This is a genomic window from Bradyrhizobium cytisi (assembly GCF_008123515.1).
Taxonomy (GTDB): Bacteria; Pseudomonadota; Alphaproteobacteria; order Rhizobiales; family Xanthobacteraceae; genus Bradyrhizobium; species Bradyrhizobium cytisi.
In genome coordinates this window covers 82,032-100,636 of the sequence record NZ_VSSR01000039.1, presented here as the reverse complement: position 1 = coordinate 100,636, position 18,605 = coordinate 82,032, and the positions used below count along the sequence as shown (strand labels likewise).

At 64.6% G+C, this 18,605-nt stretch carries 19 protein-coding genes and 1 pseudogene; 7 read left to right on the top strand and 13 right to left on the bottom strand.

Annotated elements, in window-relative coordinates; all coding sequences use genetic code 11:
- Positions 1-3 precede the first annotated feature (3 nt).
- On the bottom strand, positions 4-462 hold the full coding sequence (locus FXB38_RS23565) for an MAPEG family protein (RefSeq protein WP_246230070.1): 459 nt from the start codon (positions 460-462) through the stop codon (positions 4-6).
- Between the two features lie 176 nt (positions 463-638).
- Here FXB38_RS23565 and FXB38_RS23560 point away from each other — a divergent pair, with 176 nt between their 5' ends.
- Positions 639-920, top strand: coding sequence for a DUF1127 domain-containing protein (locus FXB38_RS23560; RefSeq protein ID WP_148753354.1), 282 nt, complete (start codon positions 639-641; stop codon positions 918-920).
- Positions 921-989: 69 nt separating this feature from the next.
- Here the strand turns inward: FXB38_RS23560 and FXB38_RS42955 are convergent, their stop codons facing one another.
- Entirely contained in the window at positions 990-1,241 is a 252-nt protein-coding gene (locus FXB38_RS42955; protein WP_187435089.1) for a hypothetical protein, read from the bottom strand.
- A gap of 413 nt (positions 1,242-1,654) precedes the next feature.
- Between FXB38_RS42955 and FXB38_RS23555 the strand changes: the two genes are divergently transcribed.
- Positions 1,655-3,148: a tetratricopeptide repeat protein gene (locus tag FXB38_RS23555; RefSeq protein ID WP_148753353.1), complete on the top strand. Its 1,494-nt coding sequence runs from the start codon at positions 1,655-1,657 to the stop codon at positions 3,146-3,148.
- On the opposite strand, the gene FXB38_RS23550 is transcribed toward FXB38_RS23555, so the two are convergent.
- From FXB38_RS23550 to FXB38_RS23530, 5 genes are all read right to left on the bottom strand, one after another.
- Positions 3,145-3,942 (bottom strand): adenylate/guanylate cyclase domain-containing protein, encoded by a 798-nt coding sequence (locus FXB38_RS23550; protein ID WP_148753352.1) that lies wholly within the window; start codon positions 3,940-3,942, stop codon positions 3,145-3,147. The two genes, FXB38_RS23555 and FXB38_RS23550, sit on opposite strands and share 4 nt — an antisense overlap.
- A 103-nt stretch (positions 3,943-4,045) precedes the next feature.
- Positions 4,046-5,212, bottom strand: coding sequence for an aminotransferase class V-fold PLP-dependent enzyme (locus FXB38_RS23545; RefSeq protein WP_148753351.1), 1,167 nt, complete (start codon positions 5,210-5,212; stop codon positions 4,046-4,048).
- A complete protein-coding gene (locus FXB38_RS23540) occupies positions 5,209-5,868 on the bottom strand; it encodes an amino acid ABC transporter permease (RefSeq protein ID WP_148753350.1) in 660 nt (219 codons plus the stop codon). The genes FXB38_RS23545 and FXB38_RS23540 overlap by 4 nt, the downstream gene beginning before the upstream one ends.
- Positions 5,869-5,870: 2 nt before the next feature.
- A complete protein-coding gene (locus tag FXB38_RS23535; protein ID WP_148753349.1) occupies positions 5,871-6,587 on the bottom strand; it encodes an amino acid ABC transporter permease in 717 nt (238 codons plus the stop codon).
- Between the two features lie 20 nt (positions 6,588-6,607).
- Positions 6,608-7,513: an amino acid ABC transporter substrate-binding protein gene (locus FXB38_RS23530; RefSeq protein ID WP_148753348.1), complete on the bottom strand. Its 906-nt coding sequence runs from the start codon at positions 7,511-7,513 to the stop codon at positions 6,608-6,610.
- Positions 7,514-7,635: 122 nt separating this feature from the next.
- On the opposite strand from FXB38_RS23530, the gene FXB38_RS23525 reads away from it, so the two are divergent.
- A complete protein-coding gene (locus tag FXB38_RS23525; RefSeq protein WP_187435088.1) occupies positions 7,636-8,664 on the top strand; it encodes a LysR family transcriptional regulator in 1,029 nt (342 codons plus the stop codon).
- On the opposite strand, the gene FXB38_RS23520 is transcribed toward FXB38_RS23525, so the two are convergent.
- The 6 genes and pseudogenes from FXB38_RS23520 to FXB38_RS23495 all read right to left on the bottom strand — a co-directional run bounded on the left by FXB38_RS23520 (position 8,655) and on the right by FXB38_RS23495 (position 15,802).
- Complete coding sequence (locus FXB38_RS23520) at positions 8,655-9,851, bottom strand: adenylate/guanylate cyclase domain-containing protein (protein ID WP_148753346.1); 1,197 nt, start codon at positions 9,849-9,851, stop codon at positions 8,655-8,657. The two genes, FXB38_RS23525 and FXB38_RS23520, sit on opposite strands and share 10 nt — an antisense overlap.
- A 115-nt stretch (positions 9,852-9,966) precedes the next feature.
- Positions 9,967-10,549, bottom strand: a pseudogene (locus FXB38_RS23515) (HutD/Ves family protein).
- A gap of 116 nt (positions 10,550-10,665) precedes the next feature.
- Positions 10,666-11,820, bottom strand: coding sequence for an ABC transporter substrate-binding protein (locus tag FXB38_RS23510; RefSeq protein ID WP_148753345.1), 1,155 nt, complete (start codon positions 11,818-11,820; stop codon positions 10,666-10,668).
- A 27-nt stretch (positions 11,821-11,847) separates the two neighbouring features.
- Positions 11,848-12,681 (bottom strand): amidohydrolase family protein, encoded by an 834-nt coding sequence (locus FXB38_RS23505; protein WP_148753344.1) that lies wholly within the window; start codon positions 12,679-12,681, stop codon positions 11,848-11,850.
- A gap of 22 nt (positions 12,682-12,703) precedes the next feature.
- Complete coding sequence (locus tag FXB38_RS23500; RefSeq protein ID WP_148753378.1) at positions 12,704-13,543, bottom strand: shikimate dehydrogenase; 840 nt, start codon at positions 13,541-13,543, stop codon at positions 12,704-12,706.
- A gap of 171 nt (positions 13,544-13,714) precedes the next feature.
- The gene (locus tag FXB38_RS23495; RefSeq protein WP_148753343.1) at positions 13,715-15,802 is read right to left on the bottom strand and encodes an adenylate/guanylate cyclase domain-containing protein; all 2,088 of its coding nucleotides are present in this window, start codon (positions 15,800-15,802) and stop codon (positions 13,715-13,717) included.
- 238 nt (positions 15,803-16,040) lie between these two features.
- On the opposite strand from FXB38_RS23495, the gene FXB38_RS23490 reads away from it, so the two are divergent.
- From FXB38_RS23490 to FXB38_RS23475, 4 genes are read left to right on the top strand one after another with little or no spacing between them, the layout of a single operon-like run.
- Positions 16,041-16,346 (top strand): BufA1 family periplasmic bufferin-type metallophore, encoded by a 306-nt coding sequence (locus tag FXB38_RS23490; protein ID WP_148753342.1) that lies wholly within the window; start codon positions 16,041-16,043, stop codon positions 16,344-16,346.
- A gap of 39 nt (positions 16,347-16,385) precedes the next feature.
- Entirely contained in the window at positions 16,386-17,303 is a 918-nt protein-coding gene (gene bufB, locus FXB38_RS23485) for an MNIO family bufferin maturase (RefSeq protein ID WP_148753341.1), read from the top strand.
- Positions 17,293-18,069 (top strand): HvfC/BufC N-terminal domain-containing protein, encoded by a 777-nt coding sequence (locus FXB38_RS23480; RefSeq protein WP_148753340.1) that lies wholly within the window; start codon positions 17,293-17,295, stop codon positions 18,067-18,069. Before bufB ends, FXB38_RS23480 begins: the two co-directional genes overlap by 11 nt.
- Complete coding sequence (locus FXB38_RS23475; RefSeq protein ID WP_148753377.1) at positions 18,069-18,578, top strand: DoxX family protein; 510 nt, start codon at positions 18,069-18,071, stop codon at positions 18,576-18,578. The genes FXB38_RS23480 and FXB38_RS23475 overlap by 1 nt, the downstream gene beginning before the upstream one ends.
- Positions 18,579-18,605 lie beyond the last annotated feature (27 nt).

Below are 18,605 nucleotides of genomic sequence, written 5' to 3'. Positions count from 1 at the left end.
GCCTCAAGCGCCGAGTGCTGCGAGAAGCGTGCGAACGGTCATGAAGACCAGGATGAGCGAGCCTATGGTCCACAGAGTCGCGCGAATATCGTGAATTTGCGCGGTGAAATAGGCCAAGAAGTGGAGCAGGCGTGAGGCAACGTAGCCGTAGAGCAGCCATTGCGCGAGAAGCAGCGACGGCTGCGTGAGGACGTAGAGAAAGCCCGCGACCAGGAAGTACGGCAGGTTCTCGACATCGTTCATCTGGATCCGGCGGATCCGCTCGACACCTTCGTTGGGAAGAAGCTGCGCTGGATCGGGCGCAGGATTCAGTGGCGTCTTCCTGATGTCCTCCGGCGAACGGTAGCCCCCCTGGGCTCTGACCATCCGGAACACGGTCAACCAAGACATCGCCACGGCCTTCAAGATCATCAGGCTGGCAGCAACGACATACGTGGCGAAAAGGGGATCGTGAAGACTCATTCCGTCCAATTTGGCTCCCCCTCCGGCGCTTCCATACTACATGCCCGACCGCGTCGCGCCAGTGCGTCACGGCCCTCCAAGCAAAAATAACGCTCCTTTGACGCCTGACTGACGCCGGCAACGACGGCGGCGGCTTATTGCGCGGCGGCCGTCAATGAGATTTGGAGATTTCTGACATGCGATTGCAAGCTTTGCAGACAAATGCGCAAGCCGCCGTTCCCGACCTGGCAGCAGTCATGCCGGCGACGGGGTTGGCCTCAGGCGATAATGGCCTCCGCATCCGCGCGATCCTCAGCCTGCCCGCCACATGGTGGCATCGCACTCGTTTCAGGACAGAGCTGCGCGCCGATCTCAGGGAAAAGCCCGAGCTTCTCCACGACATCGGCATCGGCGTGCACGAAGCGCACGCCGAAGCATCGCGGTTTTTCTGGGAAGCCGTGCTGCTCCAGCGCCGATAGAACAGGATCGGCGATCATTGGGTTGCGGCCGAAACCAAAATGCCAGGAGACTTACGGTGGCCGTTGCATTCAGTGGCTTCGGCCTGCTTTTTTGAATTGGAAGTTGGCGTCCGCCTGGATTATCACCCTCGTTGGGTCCAACCGGTACAATGCGCCGGTTTGATCGCCCTCCAGCGGCAGGAGAACTTCATGGTCAGTGAAAAAGGCCCGAACATCAAGAAGAAGCAGAAATGCAAAAATTGTGAGGGCAAAGGTTTGCTCAGGAAGGGCGACAACGTGGTGAAGTGCCAGCGCTGCAAAGGCACGGGGGTGCGGTGACATCGCGGATTGCCTCTCACTTCCTCACACTCCGTCATTGCGAGCGCAGCGAACCAATCCAGAGTTCCTCGGCGGGGAGATTCTGGATTGCTTCGTCGCAAGAGCTCCTCGCAATGACGGTGGAGAGAGTTGCGCGAGGCTGTGCCAAACGCTCCGTCATTGCGAGCGAAGCGAAGCAATCCAGGGTCCCTCGGCGGAAAGATTCTGGATTGCTTCGTCGCATCAGCGCAAAAATTGCTACGCAATTTTGTCGCGAGCTTCTCGCAATGACGATGGAGAGAGTTGTGCGAGGCGGCGCCTCGTCATGGAGTGTTCGGGCCCCACCAGCCTCGCACCAGCTTCGGACCAGAAAGTGCTGATGGGGCAATCCGATCACGCTCGGTCAACCCGCAAGCACAGCTTTTTCTGGTCACCTCATGAACCGCCAAGAACGCCGGGCCGCGGCCAAGCAATCGCATAAGGTCGCGCCGCAAAACCTCGCGGTCGCCAGGGGTCTGGAGGCCGCGAAACAGGGCCAGGCGCTGTTCAATCTCGGCCGGTATGCCGAAGCCCTGGACTACTTCAACGCATTCGCGAGGCTCAATCCTGACGTCGCACCGCTGTATCAGACGCGCGGGCTTTGCCTGCAGCGGCTGGGCCGGTTCGGGGAGGCGCAGGCCGACTTCGAGCGGTCGATTGCGCTCAACCCCAGCGAGGCCGAGACGCACAAGAACCTCGGCTCGCTTCATGCGCGATTTGGCCGGATGGAGCAGGCCTTTGCGAGCTTCGATCGCGCGCTGGCGCTTCGTCCGAATTTTCCCGCAGCGCTCAACGAAAAGGCGCGGGCGCTGTGGAGCCTGCAATTGCTGGACGAGGCTTTCGCGGCCTTTCACCAATCGATGGCCCTCGAGCCCGGCAACGCGGACACGATCTGGAATCTCGCGCTGCTGCAGATGCTGACTGGAGATTTCGCGCGGGGCCTGGCGGGACGCGAGGCGCGCTGGAAGGCGTCGTCGCTCGGCCTCGCCGATCGCGGATTCTCGCAAGCCCTTTGGCTGCGTGACCAGCCGCTCGAAGGCAAGACCATTTTGCTTCACGCCGACGAGGCCCTGGGCGACTCGATTCAGTTTGCGCGCTATGTGCCCTTCGTGGCCGCGCTCGGCGCTAAGGTCATCCTGGAGGTGAAGCCTGCGGTGCAGCGGCTACTGGCCGCCCTGCCCGGCGTTGCACATTGTGTCGATCGATCGTCTGTGACGTCGATGGCGTTCGACCTGCACTGCCCGCTTGGAAGCCTGCCGCTGGCGTTCGGGACGCGGCTCGGCACGATCCCGTTCGCGCAAGGCTTCCTGCCTGCGCCGGCGGCGGCGCGCGTGACGACGTGGGAGGATCGGCTTGAAGACCGGCTTGGTCCGCGCACGCGCTTCCGCGTCGGTCTGGTCTGGTCGGGAGATCCAGGTCACAAGAACGATCACAACCGGTCGATCGCCCTGCGCACGCTTGCGCCTCTGCTGGATTGCGATGTCCAGTTCGTCTCCTTGCAAAAGGGTGTGCGGGACCAGGATCGCGCGTTCCTCGACGAGCGCAAGGACATCATCGACCTGACGGACCATCTGACGGATTTCAGCGAGACGGCGGCGCTGGTGTCTTGTCTCGATCTGGTGATCTCGGTCGACACCAGCGTGGTTCACCTCACCGGCGCGCTCGGCGCGCCGGTCTGGACCATGTTGCCCTTCAACCCGGATTGGCGCTGGCTGCTCAACCGCGACGACAGCCCGTGGTATCAGTCGATGCGGTTGTTCAGGCAACCGGTGCGAGGCGACTGGGCCGGGGTCGTGGAGGGCGTTCGCGGCGAGCTGGAGGCTCTGGTGTCCGCGCGGCGCAGCCACGACAAAACGAATGACGCGCCGGCACCTCCCCTCGCGCCTGCCTAACCTTCAACCCGATACAGCCGCCACCGCGCCGGCACGCCCTTGAGCTGGTGGCTGCCGTGATCCCTGAGGCGGATCTGGGATTGTGCCGCGAGCAGATCCTTCACCGCACGTGAGACCAGGACTTCGCCGGCGCGCGCCTTGGCGGCGACGCGGGTGCAGATGTGGAAGGCGAGGCCGACCATCTCGCCGCCGCTGATCGTGTATTCGCCTGCGTGCAAGCCCACCCTGATATCAAGCCCGAGCGTGCGCACGGCCTCCCGAATCGCGGTTGCGCAATTGATGCCGGCGGCCGGTGCCTTGAAGGTCGCGAGCACGCCGTCGCCGGTCGTCACGACTTCCTTGCCGCGCGAAGATTTCAGCTCTTTGCGGACCGCCGCGTAATAGAGGCCGATCACCTTGGTCCAGCGCGCATCGCCGAGCTTGGCGGCTTTTGCGGTGGAGCCGACGATGTCGACGATCAGGATCGTGGCGAGCGCCTGCTTGAGATCGGCACTCCCGTTGGCGGATTTGCACCGGGCCGAGATAGCGCCCGTCAGCGGCTCATAGTCGTGGCTGCGCCGTCGCGCGATCGCGGATTTGGTATAGTCCTGGGCGCGCTCGACCGTGCCGCAGCGGATCGTTTTCTCCTGCGGCAGACGCGTCCAGTAAACCTTGCGTCCCTTGCCGGCGCCCTGCACCTCCACGGCACCCCATTTCAGGAACACTGCCGAGCCGACCCGCCGCACACACCAAGCTTTTGAGGTGTATCCTGACACGTTCGACTGATGCAGGCCGATGCGAAGGAATTTGGGCATGAACGTGCGGCCGATGCAAAGACCGTTTGGGCGGACTGGGTGTCAAACGTAGTCGGACGTTCTTGCGTTGGCAACAGGACTCCCAATCGAAGATTTTTCTATCTCAAGCGGAACGCCCGCGATCCAGATCTGCCCGGGCCGCAAGACGCTCAAGCTCTTCGGTGAACCGCCCGATATCATCCTCCGACGAGTAGATGTGAGGCGCCGCGCGTACGATCCTCTCGAGGCCACGCGCCTCGAGCTCCCATCTGGCATGATCGAGACCCACAGACGCGACCGCGATGCCGCGCATGGCCAATTCCTCCACAATCCTGTTCGCGGGCAGAGACGCATGTTGGAACGTCAGGAATGCCGCGCCGGCATCTTCGTCCTCGAACACCGTGAGTCCGGAGATGTCACGCAGGTTCGCGCCCAACCGGCGCAGCTTCTCGTCGTTGCCAGCACGAACGTTCGCAATGCCGATACGATCGAGCTCCTGGAAAGATGCCCGCAAGCCGAGACGGCCGGCAGCGCAGAACTCCCATGCCTCGAAGCGCCGCGCATCCTCCAGCGGCAGGAAGCGGTCATCCGGGCACCAGGTGCCGGCGCTCTGGTCGACGATGATCGGCTCGACCAGACGGCGCAGCGCCCGATCCGACAGCGCCATCATGGCCTGCCCGCGACCACCTCGGAGCCACTTCCGTCCCGGCGCGACCATGACGTCGGCAGATGCCCCAGGCAGCGTCAACTCGAACTGACCGACGGCTTGCGCGCCGTCGATGAAATAAAGGCAGGCGTCCGGCCGCGCAATCGAGCCAAGCGCTTCGACCGGCTGGCGCAATCCAAAACTGCTGGCAACCGCCGATGCGCAGATCGCGACCGTACGCTCATCGACCAGCGCAGCGGCCTGCTCGATGTCGATCCGCCCCTGTCCGGTCATGGGCAGCCTGACCACCTCCGCTCCGGCCGCAGCCGCGCGCCGCACGGCATTCACGATATTGCCGCCCCAATCGTTCCGCGCGATCAGGATGCGATCTCCACGCTTGAGCGGCATCGATGCAAAGGCAAGTGCCCAGAGTCGGCTCGCCTGCTCGCCGAAGGCAAGATGCGTCGGGGCGACGCCCGTCAGACGGCCTGCCAGGATACGCGTCTCTTCAATGGCGTGTCTCGCATCGGCCGCCGCCCAGTGCACGCCGCGCCGGGCCTCGAGATCGAGGTGGGACTTGATCGCCGCAACCACGCTCTCCGGCATCAGACCGGCACCCGCGGCATTCAGATGGGCGCTCGTCATGCGGTGAGCATCCGGTGCTGAAGCCGCTTCACCGCGCGAGATGCCGAGAAGCAGATCGCAAAGTAGACCAGGGCCGCGAACAGATAGAATTCGATCAAGCGCGCCTCCCGGTTGGCCACGATGCCGATCGACGTCATGAAATCATGGAGACCGATGACGTAGACCAGCGAGCTGTCCTGAAACAGAGCAATGCTCTGCGTGAGCAGGATGGGCGCCATGCGGCGCAAGGCTTGCGGCAGGACCACGTAGCGATAGGCCTGCATCCCGGTCATGCCGATCGCCAGCGCCGCGGCCATCTGTCCCCGGGAGATGCCGTTGATGCCGGCGCGCATGATCTCGGCATAATAGGCGGCCTCGAACAGGGTGAATGCGATGAGTGCGGACGTGAACGCTCCGACCGGCCGCCCGATGAACAGCGGCACCAGCAGATAGAACCAGAAGATCACCATGATCAGCGGAATCGAGCGCAACCCGTTGACATAGCCGGCAGCGAGCGCGGCAACGGGCCGTGGTGCCGACAGGCGCACAACCGCGATCATGGTCCCGAGCAGGATGCCGCCCGCCATCGCGAGCGCCACCAGGACAAAGCTCGTCTGCAGTCCCTGCCAAAGGAATGGCAAGGCGTGAACCACGGCGCTCCAGTCGAGGTTTCGCACGGTTAGCCTCGCCCCAGAGTGCCGGGGATAGAGACCCGCCTTTCGACGGCGCGCATCACGACGATGACGCAGAGCGTCAGCATGACATAGATGACGGTCGCGGCCGTCAGAGCCTCGATCCCCTGGAACGTGCTCGCCTCGATCTGGCGGCTCTGGCCCGTCAGCTCCAGCACCCCGATAGTCAAGGCGAGCGACGAATTCTTGATGATGTTGAGCGCTTCCGACGTCAATGGCGGCAGCACGTTGCGCGCCGCGAGGGGCAGAAGAATGTAGCGATAGGCCTGCGCGACGGTGAAGCCCATCGCAGCGGCTGCCATGCGCTGCCCAGCGCCGATCGATTCGATGCCGGCGCGGACCTGCTCGGCGACGCGCGCAGCCGTGAAGCAGCCGAGCCCAGCCACGGAGAACCAGTATTCGGGCATCGGCAGGTCGCGCTTGATCCAAAGTCCGAACGATCCCGGCAACAGCTCCGGCAGCACGAAGTACCAGAGGAACAGCTGGAGCAGCAGGGGGATGTTGCGGAACAAATCCACATAGGCCGTCGCGATGAGGCGCGCGGTCCGGCTCGGTAGCGTGCTCAGCACGCCGACGGTGCAGCCAATTGCGAGCGCGATGATCCATGCCGCGCCCGCAACGAGAAGCGTCCATGTCACGCCGGCGAGGAGCCATCCGAAATACGGCTCAACGAACAGAATGCTCCAGTTCCAGCGATATTGCATCGCGTGCCTGCCCGGACTATTCAGCGCGGCAGGGCCTGAACCCGGAAGGCGGCGAGCAGCTCGCCCTCGATTTTCAGGCCCAGTGGGTCGAACCATCTGGCATAGGTCTTCTCGGCCTCTCCCGACCGGAACGCATCGGCGAAGGCGCCGCGCACCAGCAGGGCGAAATCCTGATCGCCACGCTGCATCATCGCGCTATAGGGGTCGTAGGTGAGCAGGCGACCAACGACAGCGAGCGAGCCCGCCGGCTTCGCCTTGGTGGCGGCATAGACCTTGATCTGCACACCGTCCGCGACGAACGCGTCGACACGGTCGTTCTCGACCAGGAGCGCACCCTCGGGGAGATCCTTCACATAGACCAGCTGGACGCCGAGCGCCTTTTCGTCGTTGAGCTTGCGGATCGCGGCCTCGTTCGACGAACCCTGCAGCGCGGCAACGCGCCTGCCCTTGAGATCTTCGATCTCCCTGGTCGCGGATGCCGCTTTCACGAGCAACTGCGTGCCTGTTACGTAGAAGATCGGCGAGAACTCGACCTGTTCCTGGCGTGTCAGGAAATTCGAGGTGGTGCCGCATTCGAGATCGATCGTTCCGTTGGCCACCAGCGGGATCCGGTTGGTCACGTTGATCGGCGTGAACGTCACCTTGAGATCAGGCTTGTTCAGCCGCTGCCTCACGGCATCGACCACCTTGATGCAGAGATCGACGGAATATCCTTCCACCTTTTGCTCATCGCTGATGTAGGAGAACGGCACTGAGGCCTCGCGATGGCCGATGTTGATCGCACCACGCTCCAGGATGCGCTTGAGAATGACGCTGTTGCCGGGCCCTTGCTGTACGGGGAGCGGCTCCGCCGAAGCCGCCGTGACCAGGCACGCTATCATCGCGATCGATGCCATTGTCGCGATGCCGAATTTGCCCAGTCTCATCGGATGTCCCTTCCAGCCCGTCTGCCCGGCAGGACGCTACTGCGCCGATGCCGGACATTTCCAATGCGAATGCGCGCGGAGTTGATGCGGAATTTGCATCGGCCGAGCGGCGGAAACCGGCTATGGTGCTTGCCACGAGAGATCGCGAGAAGGCACCAATCATGCTCGATGTCCGCTGGCTTGAGGATCTGGCCGCAGTGGCCGAGACCAAGAACCTGACGCGTGCCGCCGAGCTGCGGAATGTCAGTCAGTCCGGACTGAGCCGCAGACTGCAATCGCTCGAAAACTGGGCAGGCTCAGCCTTGCTCGACCGCCGCAAATCCCCGATCGAGCTGACCGATGCAGGGGCGCAATTGCTGGCCACGGCGAACGACGTGATCGGGCGGCTCAACGCCACCCGGCGCGCCCTGAGGGAAGACCAGGATCAGGCAACCAGGAGCGTGCGCTTTGCCGCGCCTCACCTGCTATCCGTGACGTTCTTTCCAAAGTGGCTGCCGCAGATCCAGGCAACGATCGGATCGACGCGGCTGACAATCCTGTCCGACAATCTTCCCGGATGCTGTGACGCCTTCGACGACGGCGCTGTCGATTTCGTCGTCTGTTACATGGATCAGGCCAGCGGGCTCAATTCGGCCGGCGGAAAGACGCTGTCGATCTCGCGGTGTCAGTGGCTGACCATTGGCCAAGAGAAGCTCGTGCCGCTGTCAGCCGTCGACGGCGACAAGCAGCCCCTCCATGATCTGGCGCCGGAGCCGCGTCGGTCGGTTTCCTATCTCGGTTATAGCAGCGAGTGCTCGCTCGGCTGGGCCGTCGACCAGAAGCTCACTGAGGCGACCGGCCTGCCCCAGCTCAATCGCATCTATGAGAACTCGCTGGCCGATGGACTGCGATCGATGGCGTTGTCCGGGCTCGGCGTCGCCTGGCTGCCGCTGACCACGACCCACCAAGACATCCTCCGCGGCCGTCTCGTCCGCACGGGTTTGCCGGACCTGGATGTCGATCTCGACATCCGGATCTATCGGCCGCAGCGACGCCTCAGCCGGCGGGCGGAGGAGCTCTGGTCACATCTTGTGGCGGCACGGTCGGTCGTCGAACTCCCGGAGCTCGCTTCGGCCGCACAGAGGGAACGCACCGCGCATCCTCATCCCTGAAACGCAAACAGCTCGATCGGCTCGCTGAAACCGCGGACGGCGTGCTGGCCGACGCGCTCGAGCTCGAACTCCGGCGTCACCAGCTCGGCAAAATCGCGCGACAGCAGCACCGGCTTGCCGATCTGCTTGGTGAGCGCCTCGAGCCGCGAGGCCATGTTGACGGCGGGACCGATCACGGTGAAGTCGAGCCGGCTGGTCGAGCCGATATTGCCGTACATGACGTCGCCGACATGGACGCCGATGCCGTAGTTCAGCGGCGCGCGGCTGGTCGCCTTGTTGCGCTCGTTCAGCGCGACCATGGCCTCGCGCGCCTCGGCCACCGCACGCAGCAGATTGGCGCAGGCGTTGGGCTCATGAAGCGGAAAGATGGCGAGCAGGCCGTCGCCGATGAATTTCAGGATCTCGCCGCCATGGCGCGCGATCGGCTCGGACATCGCGTCGAAATAATCGTTGAGAAGATCGATGACGTCGTCGCGCGGCCAGTTGTCGGAGATCTTCGTGAAATCGCGCAAGTCGCAGATCATGATCGCGGCGCGCACCGTCGTGCCGGTGCCGCGTCGCGTGGCGCCCGCGAGGATCAGCTCACCGGCATGGGCGCCGACATAGGTCTCCAGCAGCGTCCGCGCCAGGCGATTCTTGACCCGGATCTCGCTGACCAGCGCCAGCACCGGCAACACCTTCCTCAGTGCGGCGACATGGGCGTCGTCGAAGCCACCGGGACGGTCGGTCGAGAACGTGACGAGATGCCGCTTGCCGAGCGTATGATAGAGCGGCCAGGCCACATAATCGGTCAGGCCCTTGGCCCGCATCTCGTCATAGAGCGCGTGCTTGCGGCCGAGCGCCGGATCCCGTTCGAGATTCTCGCGCACTTCGGTTGCACCGTCGAACATTTCGTTGGCGGGGCTGCCGATATATTCGGAGCGTCCCCTGACATCGAAATCAACCCGCGTGATCTCGGCCTCGCGCATGCCGTCGGACCACATGATACGGGCCCCCAGCCATTGCGGGTGCTGGATCATGACATGAAGCGTCGACCGCTTGAGGGGAATGCCGGCCTGCTGGAGGCGGATGCACATCTCGGCAAAGATATTGTCGATGAAGCGCTGGTCGCGCGTGCCATTGGTCAGCCAGTCGACGACAGCGTCGCTGCCGGAATGGATCAATTCATCGTTTCGCGGCGCGCTCATTCATCTGCCTCTGGACGGAGGTCTTCGTCCCGGACATATCGTGTTCCGACGCCGCCGCGTCAACCTAGCCAGTTGCACGGATTGTGCGCATCGCCCTGGTGGGCAGGATCGCCGTTCAGCCGATGATTTCGATCGACCCCAGCACGGCCAGCCCCGAAACCAGCGCGAGCGTCGAGGCTTCGGTCAATTCGACCTTCAACGTGTTTTCGTGCGAAATCGGAAAATCCTGACCGCCGAGACGGATGCTGCAGTCGCCGCGCGCGGCGCAAAGCAAATGCGTCCCCGCGGGCAACGGCCGCTCGCCGGGCGCCCTGAGCGCCCCAAGCTCGATCTCCGCCACACCGCGCCGGGCCATCAGATTGACGACCTCGACCGGGCCGGCCTCGAGCGCGGTGACGATCGCGAGCTCGCCGGTGAAGCGCACGGTCGTGAACGGCTCGCGCTCATCGAACTCCTGCGTGGGCGACTTCAGCACCAGCCCGCGCCCGCCGACCACCATCTGCAGGCGGTCGATGCCGGCCATGTGGGAGAACGGCCCGGGCGCCACGATCGGCGTGGCGGCAAAGCGCCACAGCAGGCTGTCCCAATCCTTCCGCCGCGCCCGGCCGATGCGCATCCGCGATATCGGTAAAGATGCCGCCGCCGTTCTTCCAGGGCGAGCGGGTATAGTTTTCGGATTTCAGCAGCGTGGTTTTCATGTTTTTCAGCTCGTCCGAAAAGGGCGAGCAGACCGATATCACAATTGCCGCGGACCTCAAATCGCGCCGTCGTCCAGGCGAAAGCCAGGACGACGTTGAGGGAGATGCCGCGCACCTCACTCCGCCCTGCCGCGGTTCAGCTTCGGCAAGGTCTCGACGATCTTCTGCTTGCCGTCGACGATCTCGGCGAGAAAGCTGGCGCGGTCGATATCGCCGTTCTGGTCCCAGCTTGCTTCCATCAGCATGCCCGGCGCCTTGTCGGGCGTCAGCGTCAGGCCCTTCATCGCCGCGCCAAACGCCTTGCTGTCGAACTTGCCGTTTTTCTCGGTGACGTATTTGACGAGATAGACCGCGGTGTAGCCCTTGATGCCGTTGTGATCCGGCCGGTACTTGAAACGGTCGCTGAACTTTTTGGTGAACGCCTCGATCGCCGGTACCGGCGCGTCCGCACTGAGACCAACATGGCCGCGCACACCGTTGGCGGCGGGGCCGGCGAGCTCGACCACCTTCTGGCTGAGCAGCGTCGTCTCGCCGAACAGCGGCGTCGACAGGCCCTGCCGCTTGGCCTCGATCAGGAAGCGCGCGCTCTCCTCCTCGTTGGTGTAGACGAACACGGCGTCGGCCTTGGCGCTCTTGAGCTTGATGACATCCGAGCCGAAATCGACCTGGCCCTGCTCGGTGGAGATATCGGCCGATATCGCGATATTGTGCGCCTTCATCTCCTTCACGAACTTGTCGTGGCCGCCCTTGCCGAAATCATTGTTGACCCAGACCACCGCGACGCTCTTCACCTTCAGCTTGTCGTGCAGGTAATTGGCGATCTTCGGCATGGAGAATTGCTGGCCGAAGGCGGTGCGGAACACCCAGGGGTTGCTCTGCGTCGTGATGTCGGCGGCCTCGGCGCCGACGATCTGCGGGATCTCGGCCTGTTGGGTCAGCGCCATGTTGACCTTGACCGAACCCGAATAGATCGGCCCGAGCACTACATAGGGATCCTTGTCCAGCACCTTCTGCACCTGCGCGCGCGAGATGCCGGGATTGCTCTGGGTGTCGAGATGCTCGGTCTGGATCTTGCGGCCCAGAATGCCGCCGGCGGCGTTGATCTCGTCGACCGCGAGCGCGACGCCGTCGCGCCAGTTGGTGCCGGAGACGGCGCCGGGGCCGGAGAGCTCGATCACGTCAGGGATGTAGACCGTGCTCTGCGCGCAGGCCGCGCCCGTCGCGAGCGATGCCGCCAGGGCGATGACGAGCGTTCCTGCAAGATGTCTCATGATGTCCTCCCCGTTTTGCTTTCTTTTCTATGATCCGTCGAAGCCGAGCAGTTTCGCCGGTGTCCGCCACAGCAGGCGATGCCGGTCGCCCGGATCCGGAAACAGTTTTTGCAGCCCCGCCAGCAGCGGCCCGTAGTCGAGCCTTTCAGGCGCACGCAGGAACGGATAGTCCGATCCCCAGACGCAGCGATCGAGCGTGAAGGCCTCGACCAGCGCGGCGATGAACGGCCAAATGTCCTGATAAGGATGTGGCAGCTCGGAGAACTTGTAATAGCCGGAGAGTTTGATGTGCGCGTCGCGCTCGCGGCCGATCGTGAGCAGCGCCTGGAAGGCCTTGCCTTGCACGCCTTGCGCGACCGAGGGTCGGCCGCAATGATCGAACACCAGGCGCACCGGCGATTTGTCGATCAGCGGCAGCAGGTCGAGTAGCTGATCGTTCTCGACCTGGATCTGGAGGAACAGGCCGAGGCTCGTCAGCTTCTCCAGCAGCGGCGCAGTATTGCGATAATAGTCGGCGCCGTGGAACGGCACGTTGAAGGCGACACCGACCACGCCGGCCGCCTTCAATCGCTCCAGCTCGCGGATATCCACGTCGTTCTCGACGACAGCGACGCCCTTGAAGCGGCCGCCGCCCTGCCTCAGCGTGTCGAGCAGGATGCGGCTGTCGCTGCCATAGCCGGTATTGGTGGCGACGACGAGCGCGTGGCGGACATCGAAGGCATCGAACACGCGGATGAGCTGCGCGGCCGGCGCGATCTCCTGCCCGCTTGGCCGATACGGCGTATCGGCGCCGTAGGGAAAACGCACGGGATCGATGGCGTGGATGTGGCAGTCGATCTTGGGGCCCGCCGGCAAGGTCATGGCGCAAAGCTCCCCGCGCGGTTCAGAACGTGGCCTCGATGGCCTTGATCAGCTCGGGCGTCACATCAGGCATGACGCCGAACCAGGCCTTGAAGGCGAGCCGCGCCTGGTTGAGCAGCAGGCCGAGCCCGTTCACCGTGACGCAGCCGCGGGCGCGGGCATTAGCCAGGAACGGCGTCTCGAGCGGCGTGTAGATGAGATCGGCGGCGAGTGTCGTTGACTTCAGCCGCGACAGATCGATCTCGAGCGCGCTTTTGCCGACCATGCCGCGATCGGTGCAGTTGACGAGCAGCGCGACATCACTGAGCGCCGCGGCGCGATCGTCCCACGGAACGGCGCTGACGGCGGAGCCGAATTCGGTCGCGATCGCCTGCGCCTTCTCCGCCGTGCGGTTGGCGATGCGGATCTCGCGCGCGCCGTTCTCCAGCAGCGCCACGGCCACCGCGCGCGAGGCGCCGCCCGCGCCCAGCAGCAGGATCGGCCCGGCATCGCCGCGCCAGTCGGCCCTGGCGTTGCGCAGGCTCTGGACAAAACCGTTGCCGTCATTGTTGAAGCCGGACAGCGTGCCGTCGGCTTCGACGACGATGGTGTTGACGGCGCCGATGCGCCTGGCGGTCTCGTTGACGCGGTCGAGCATCGGCATTGCCGTCTGCTTGTGCGGCATGGTCACGTTGCAGCCGCGGAACCCGAGCGCGATCAGCCCGTCCAGCGCATCCTCGAGCCGCTCCGGCTTCACGGCGAGCGGGACGTAGGAGCCGCGGATGCCGTGCGCCTTCAGCCAGTAATTGTGAATGACCGGCGAGCGCGACTGCGCGACCGGCATGCCGATGACCCCCGCCAGCCCAAAACCGTCCTGCGACATGCTGCGTCCCGTCCCGACCAGCGCCCTTCGGCGCGCGACCATGTTATTTGGTCATTTGTCCAATTCTATTAGGCGGAATGGCTATCGCGCGCAATCTGAATCTCGGAGCCGGTGAAGGGAGAACGCGAAAGCCGCGCGCATTTCGGACGGTCGCCGGTCCTCGCCTCGCAGCTACTTCGTCGTCAGCGCAGCGACCGGCCGCCACGACGTGTCGGGCGCGACGGTCGCGAACTGCCGGCAACGGTCCCGCATCAGTTCCGCCGGGCGATCATGGCCGCGCTCGTTCAGCACGACTTCGAAATCGGCGAGCGCGGCGGCAAACCGGCGCGCGCGATAATTGGCGAGGCCGCGCTCATAGTCCGCAATCCATCCGGTCGTGCCGCCGCCTTCCCCGGCAAGTCCGATCAATTCATAGACCGAGAACCCCTCCTCCCGCCCGTAAACCGCGATGCTGTCGATCTCCCGCGTGACGATGGCGCCGCGTGCGAGGCGTTCGGTCGCCTCACCAATCAGGATTTGCGTGCCGTAAGACTTGTTGGCGCCCTCAAGGCGGCTTGCGACGTTCACGGCATCGCCGATCACGGTGTAGTTCAGGCGCAGCTCCGAGCCGATGTTGCCGACCAGCATGCGGCCGGAATTGATTCCGATCCGGATCTGGAGAGGCTGGCCGGAATCGTCGGAAAGGCCCGACGCCTCGATCGCGCTGCGGCAGCCGAGCGCGGCGCGACAGCAGCGCAGCGCATGATCGGCCTGCGGCTGCGGCGCGCCCCAGAATGCCATGACGGCGTCGCCGATGAACTTGTCGATGGTGCCGCCATCGGCGACGATGACTTCCGAGGCGGCGTCGAGATAGCCCGACAACAGCGGCACGATGCGATCGCCCATGCGCTCGGATAATCCGGTGAAGCCGGCGATGTCGATGAACATCACGCTGAGCTCCTGAATCGTGCCGCCGGGTTTCGCTTCGACACCCTGTCGTAGCAGCGAGCGAACGAGATCTGCCGGGATGAATTTGCGAAAGGCGGAGAGACCGGCCGCCATCTCGGCGATCGCACCCGACAGGCTCGTGATCTCCTTGAGCCGCGACGGGTGCCGACGAACCTTCTCCAGCGCAAAGGCTTCGACATGACGGAGCTCGCCGACCACGCGCGTCAGCGGCGCGGCAATCACCGAACGTGCCAGCATCGCCGACACCAAGGCCGCAAGCACCGCGCCGACGGCAAGACCGACGATCAGCCGCCGCAGCGTCGTCTCGACAGGTCCGAGAAATTCGGCCTCGGGGATGACGGTTGCAAGCGACCAGCCTGGGAACGGCAACGGCGTCAGCGCGACTTCGTAGGCCGCGCCGTGCGAGGCGAGCCGGCTTCGCCACGCCTCCTTGCGGCCCTGGTCGCCGGCCTGGGCCAGCGCCAGCCGCGCCAATGGCAACAGCTTCTGCTCTTCACGCGCTGAATGCAGCTCGTCGGCATCCATGTCCGGCGCGGCCACGAGTTCGCCACTGCCATCGAAGATGAAAGCCGCGCCGGTGCGGCCGACCTCGAGCTGGGAGAGGAAACGCGCGATCCTGGTGTATTCGATAATGATCGCAAGCACGCCCTGCCGTTCCTGGTAAACGTCGATCGGACCCGCAAAGGCAATCGACGGCCGCTCGCCGGTCGGATGGTTCGAGACCCTGAACCATTGCGGCTCCTCCGCTGCGAGGCCGGTCTTGAACCAGGCGAGGTCGGCGACGCGAAATTCGGTCGGCTCGAAGCGGCGATTGGCGAATTCGATGTCGCCGGGCACAACGTCATATTCATCGATCCGGCGCTGGCCGGGATGATCGGTCAGCGAGATCTCCATCATCTCCAGACGGCGGTCGCCGAGCTTGTGGGCGGCAAAGAACGAGCCGTCCGGCCAGCCGAAGGCAACCGAGGAGATCGTCGCCTGCGATTGCAGTTGCGACAGGAACACGAACTCGCGCTTGTCGGCCTCGCGGGTGTCGAGCACGTTCTGCAAAAACAGCGTGCGGATGGCGGTATGGGCGGCGCGTGCCTCGTCGACGATGGCCGCGACCTCCTTGCGGACCGCTGCCACGATCTGCTCGTTGATGGTCGCGGCCAGTTGCCGACTGGTTGCTTCCGCCGTCCGCCACCACAGCAGGCTGGACAAGGCGGCGGTCAGCAGGATCGCGGTCAAGACCAGCGCCGAGACCGCAAGGCGGATGCTGACCGTCAGCCTGGCGAGCGCGTGAAAGTGCCGTCCGGGATCAACGTTCATCGTGGGTTCCGTTCTCCGGCAGGGCCGCGACCCGGCCATATCTCCTGCTATCGCTCTACGTGGCGCGCCTGCGTTCGTTACCTGTGGCAGGCACCACCCACCGCCTTCCAACCAACCGTCTCGCGGACACGCTCACGGACTCGTGAGCAGCTCTATGCGTAACACGAGCTGCGTACGTGACGAACCCGACAATGCGCTCTTCGCTTGCCAAGCGATGCTATCCCGAAAGGAGAATTCCATGTCTGCCAAACTTGCCGTCACTACGCTCGTTCTCGCCGGCGCCATGTCGACTGCGCTCGCGACGTTTGCCGCTGCTGCTCCGCTGACCAAGGCCGAGGCCGATGCGGCGATGGCCGCCAAGAAGGAAAAGTGCTTCGGCGTTGCGCTGAAGGGCCAGAACGATTGCGCGGCCGGACCGGGCACCACCTGCCAGGGCACCTCGACCACCGATTTCCAGGGCAATGCGTGGAAGTTCGTGCAGGGCGGCACGTGCACCAGCATCGACCTGCCGAACGGCAAGAAGGGCTCGCTCAAGCCGGTCTGACACCAGCACATCGCCAAACAGGGAAAGCGGAGGAGCGACATGACACTAGCGATCGGGCCCGGCCCGTCCACACCCACGCCCCTCCGCTTTCCGTCTCCGATCGGCGGCATCGCCGGCACCAGTTTCAAGCACGAGCATCTCAAGGCGATCCTCGCGGACGGCCCGAAGCGCGGCTTCTTCGAAGTTCATGCCGAGAACTACATGGGCGCGGGAGGGCCGCCGCACCGCGCCCTGGACGCAATCCGCCGCGACCATCCGCTGTCGCTGCATGGCGTCTGCATGTCGATCGGCGGGCCGCAGCCGCTTGACAAGGCGCATCTGGCCCGCTTCCGCGGCCTGGTGGCGCGGTACCAGCCGGCGATGGTGTCCGAACATCTGGCCTGGTCGACGCATGAGAGCAGCTTCTTCAACGATCTGCTGCCGCTGCCGTACACCGAGGCGACGCTGCGCCACGTCTGCGCTCACATCGACCAGATGCAGGAGGCGATCCGGCGTCCGATCCTGCTGGAAAACCCGTCGACCTATCTCGCTTTCACGGAAACGACCATGAGCGAGACCGATTTCATCCGCAGCGTTGCGGAGCGCACGGGATGCGGCCTGCTGCTCGATATCAACAACGTCTTCGTGTCCGCGACCAATCACGGCTTTTCGGCGCTCGACTATCTCGCTGATTTTCCGCTGTCGCGCATTGGCGAAATCCACCTTGCCGGGCACGACGAGCAGGCGGACGATGACGGCGAGCCACTCCTGATCGACAGCCATGACGGTCCGGTCGCGGACGCGGTGTGGAAGCTCTACGAGATCGTCATCGAACGCTGCGGCCCGATGCCGACGCTGGTCGAGTGGGACTCCAGGATTCCGGATTGGCCGGTTCTGCAAGCGGAAGCCGCCGCTGCACAGGCGATCCTCGATCGCCGCGGGACCGCCGCGCGCGCGGAGGATCGTCATGCCGCCTGAGCCGATCTCGTTTGCCGCGGCGTTCGCGCCGGCGCTGCTCGATCCGACGCGCGACGCGCCTCAGATCGTAACCGGCCCGAACGGCAAGGCCGCCGGAAAGCGCTACGACGTCTATCGCAACAATGTCACGGTGAGCCTGATCGACGCGCTCGCTGCGATCTATCCGGCCGTGCAACGCATCACCGGAACTGACTTCTTCCGCGCGATGGCGCGCTTCCATGTTCGCGGCAGCCCGCCGACCTCGCCGTTGCTGTTCGAATATGGCCGCGGGTTTCCGGACTTCATTGCACGATATGAGCACGCGCAAACCATGCCCTGGCTCGCCGATGTCGCCCGGATCGAGCGAGCCTGGCTCGACGCCTACCACGCGCGCGACGCAACGCCGCTGGCGCCGGCGCAACTCGCGGCGGTCGCACCGGAGCGACTGGCCGACCTCGTTCTCACACCGCACCCGGCAGCGCAGATCGTGTGCGCAGAATTTTCCGCCGTGACGATCTTTGCCGCCAACCGCGATAGCGCGCCCGTGAGCCGCATCGACGCCTCGACACCGGAAGACGCGCTGATCACGCGGCCCGGCTTCGATGTCATCGTGCGGCACCTGCCTCCCGGCGGGGCGGTGTTCGCAACCTCCCTGGCGGAGGGGCGGCCGCTCGGCGAGGCTGCGGCATCGGCGCTGGACGCCTCGCCCGACTTCGATATCGCCGCCAACATCGCAGGTCTGATCGAAGCCGGCGCATTCACGTCAATCGCCTTCGGAGACGCATGATGATCACGGACCAACGCATGTCGGCCGAAGGAAGCCTGCCGCCACTGGGGCGTCTCGTCGACAACGCCAATCGTCTGGTGCAGACGATTGCTGCGCCCTCGCTGGTCCAGCTGGTGTTGCGGCTGGCGCTGGCGGTGCCGTTCTGGCGCTCCGGCATCCTCAAATGGGGCGGCTTCCTCAAGCTGAACGACACCGCGGTGACGCTGTTCACCGACGAATTCATGCTGCATTTGCCGGGCGGCCCCTATCACTATCCCGCGCCGGCGGTGATGGCCTTCCTGTCGGGGTGCGGCGAGATCACGTTCCCGATCCTGCTGGTCCTCGGCCTCGGCACGCGGTTCGCAGCCCTCGGACTGCTGTTCATGACAGTGATCGTCGAGCTCACCGTGCCCGACGGCTGGCCGGTGCACATCACCTGGGCCGCGATGGCCCTCGGCATCATGGCCTACGGACCGGGGCGCGTCTCGCTGGATCATTTGATCGGCCGGGCACTCTCGCCGGAGCGATAGGAGCGGCCAGGGCGGTCGGACTGTGCT

What these genes read in the sequence shown, in the direction of transcription:
- FXB38_RS23505 (WP_148753344.1), bottom strand. Translation starts at nt 12,681, where the DNA reads ATGACCTTGCCGGCGGGCCCCAAGATCGACTGCCACATCCACGCCATC.
- FXB38_RS23545 (WP_148753351.1), bottom strand. Translation starts at nt 5,212, where the DNA reads ATGACGAGCGCCCATCTGAATGCCGCGGGTGCCGGTCTGATGCCGGAG.
- FXB38_RS23555 (WP_148753353.1), top strand. Translation starts at nt 1,655, where the DNA reads ATGAACCGCCAAGAACGCCGGGCCGCGGCCAAGCAATCGCATAAGGTC.
- FXB38_RS23550 (WP_148753352.1), bottom strand. Translation starts at nt 3,942, where the DNA reads ATGCCCAAATTCCTTCGCATCGGCCTGCATCAGTCGAACGTGTCAGGA.
- FXB38_RS23475 (WP_148753377.1), top strand. Translation starts at nt 18,069, where the DNA reads ATGATCACGGACCAACGCATGTCGGCCGAAGGAAGCCTGCCGCCACTG.
- bufB (WP_148753341.1), top strand. Translation starts at nt 16,386, where the DNA reads ATGACACTAGCGATCGGGCCCGGCCCGTCCACACCCACGCCCCTCCGC.
- FXB38_RS23530 (WP_148753348.1), bottom strand. Translation starts at nt 7,513, where the DNA reads ATGAGACTGGGCAAATTCGGCATCGCGACAATGGCATCGATCGCGATG.
- FXB38_RS23535 (WP_148753349.1), bottom strand. Translation starts at nt 6,587, where the DNA reads ATGCAATATCGCTGGAACTGGAGCATTCTGTTCGTTGAGCCGTATTTC.
- FXB38_RS23480 (WP_148753340.1), top strand. Translation starts at nt 17,293, where the DNA reads ATGCCGCCTGAGCCGATCTCGTTTGCCGCGGCGTTCGCGCCGGCGCTG.
- FXB38_RS23490 (WP_148753342.1), top strand. Translation starts at nt 16,041, where the DNA reads ATGTCTGCCAAACTTGCCGTCACTACGCTCGTTCTCGCCGGCGCCATG.
- FXB38_RS23520 (WP_148753346.1), bottom strand. Translation starts at nt 9,851, where the DNA reads ATGAGCGCGCCGCGAAACGATGAATTGATCCATTCCGGCAGCGACGCT.
- FXB38_RS23510 (WP_148753345.1), bottom strand. Translation starts at nt 11,820, where the DNA reads ATGAGACATCTTGCAGGAACGCTCGTCATCGCCCTGGCGGCATCGCTC.
- FXB38_RS23525 (WP_187435088.1), top strand. Translation starts at nt 7,636, where the DNA reads ATGGTGCTTGCCACGAGAGATCGCGAGAAGGCACCAATCATGCTCGAT.
- FXB38_RS42955 (WP_187435089.1), bottom strand. Translation starts at nt 1,241, where the DNA reads ATGTCACCGCACCCCCGTGCCTTTGCAGCGCTGGCACTTCACCACGTT.
- FXB38_RS23565 (WP_246230070.1), bottom strand. Translation starts at nt 462, where the DNA reads ATGAGTCTTCACGATCCCCTTTTCGCCACGTATGTCGTTGCTGCCAGC.
- FXB38_RS23500 (WP_148753378.1), bottom strand. Translation starts at nt 13,543, where the DNA reads ATGTCGCAGGACGGTTTTGGGCTGGCGGGGGTCATCGGCATGCCGGTC.
- FXB38_RS23560 (WP_148753354.1), top strand. Translation starts at nt 639, where the DNA reads ATGCGATTGCAAGCTTTGCAGACAAATGCGCAAGCCGCCGTTCCCGAC.
- FXB38_RS23495 (WP_148753343.1), bottom strand. Translation starts at nt 15,802, where the DNA reads ATGAACGTTGATCCCGGACGGCACTTTCACGCGCTCGCCAGGCTGACG.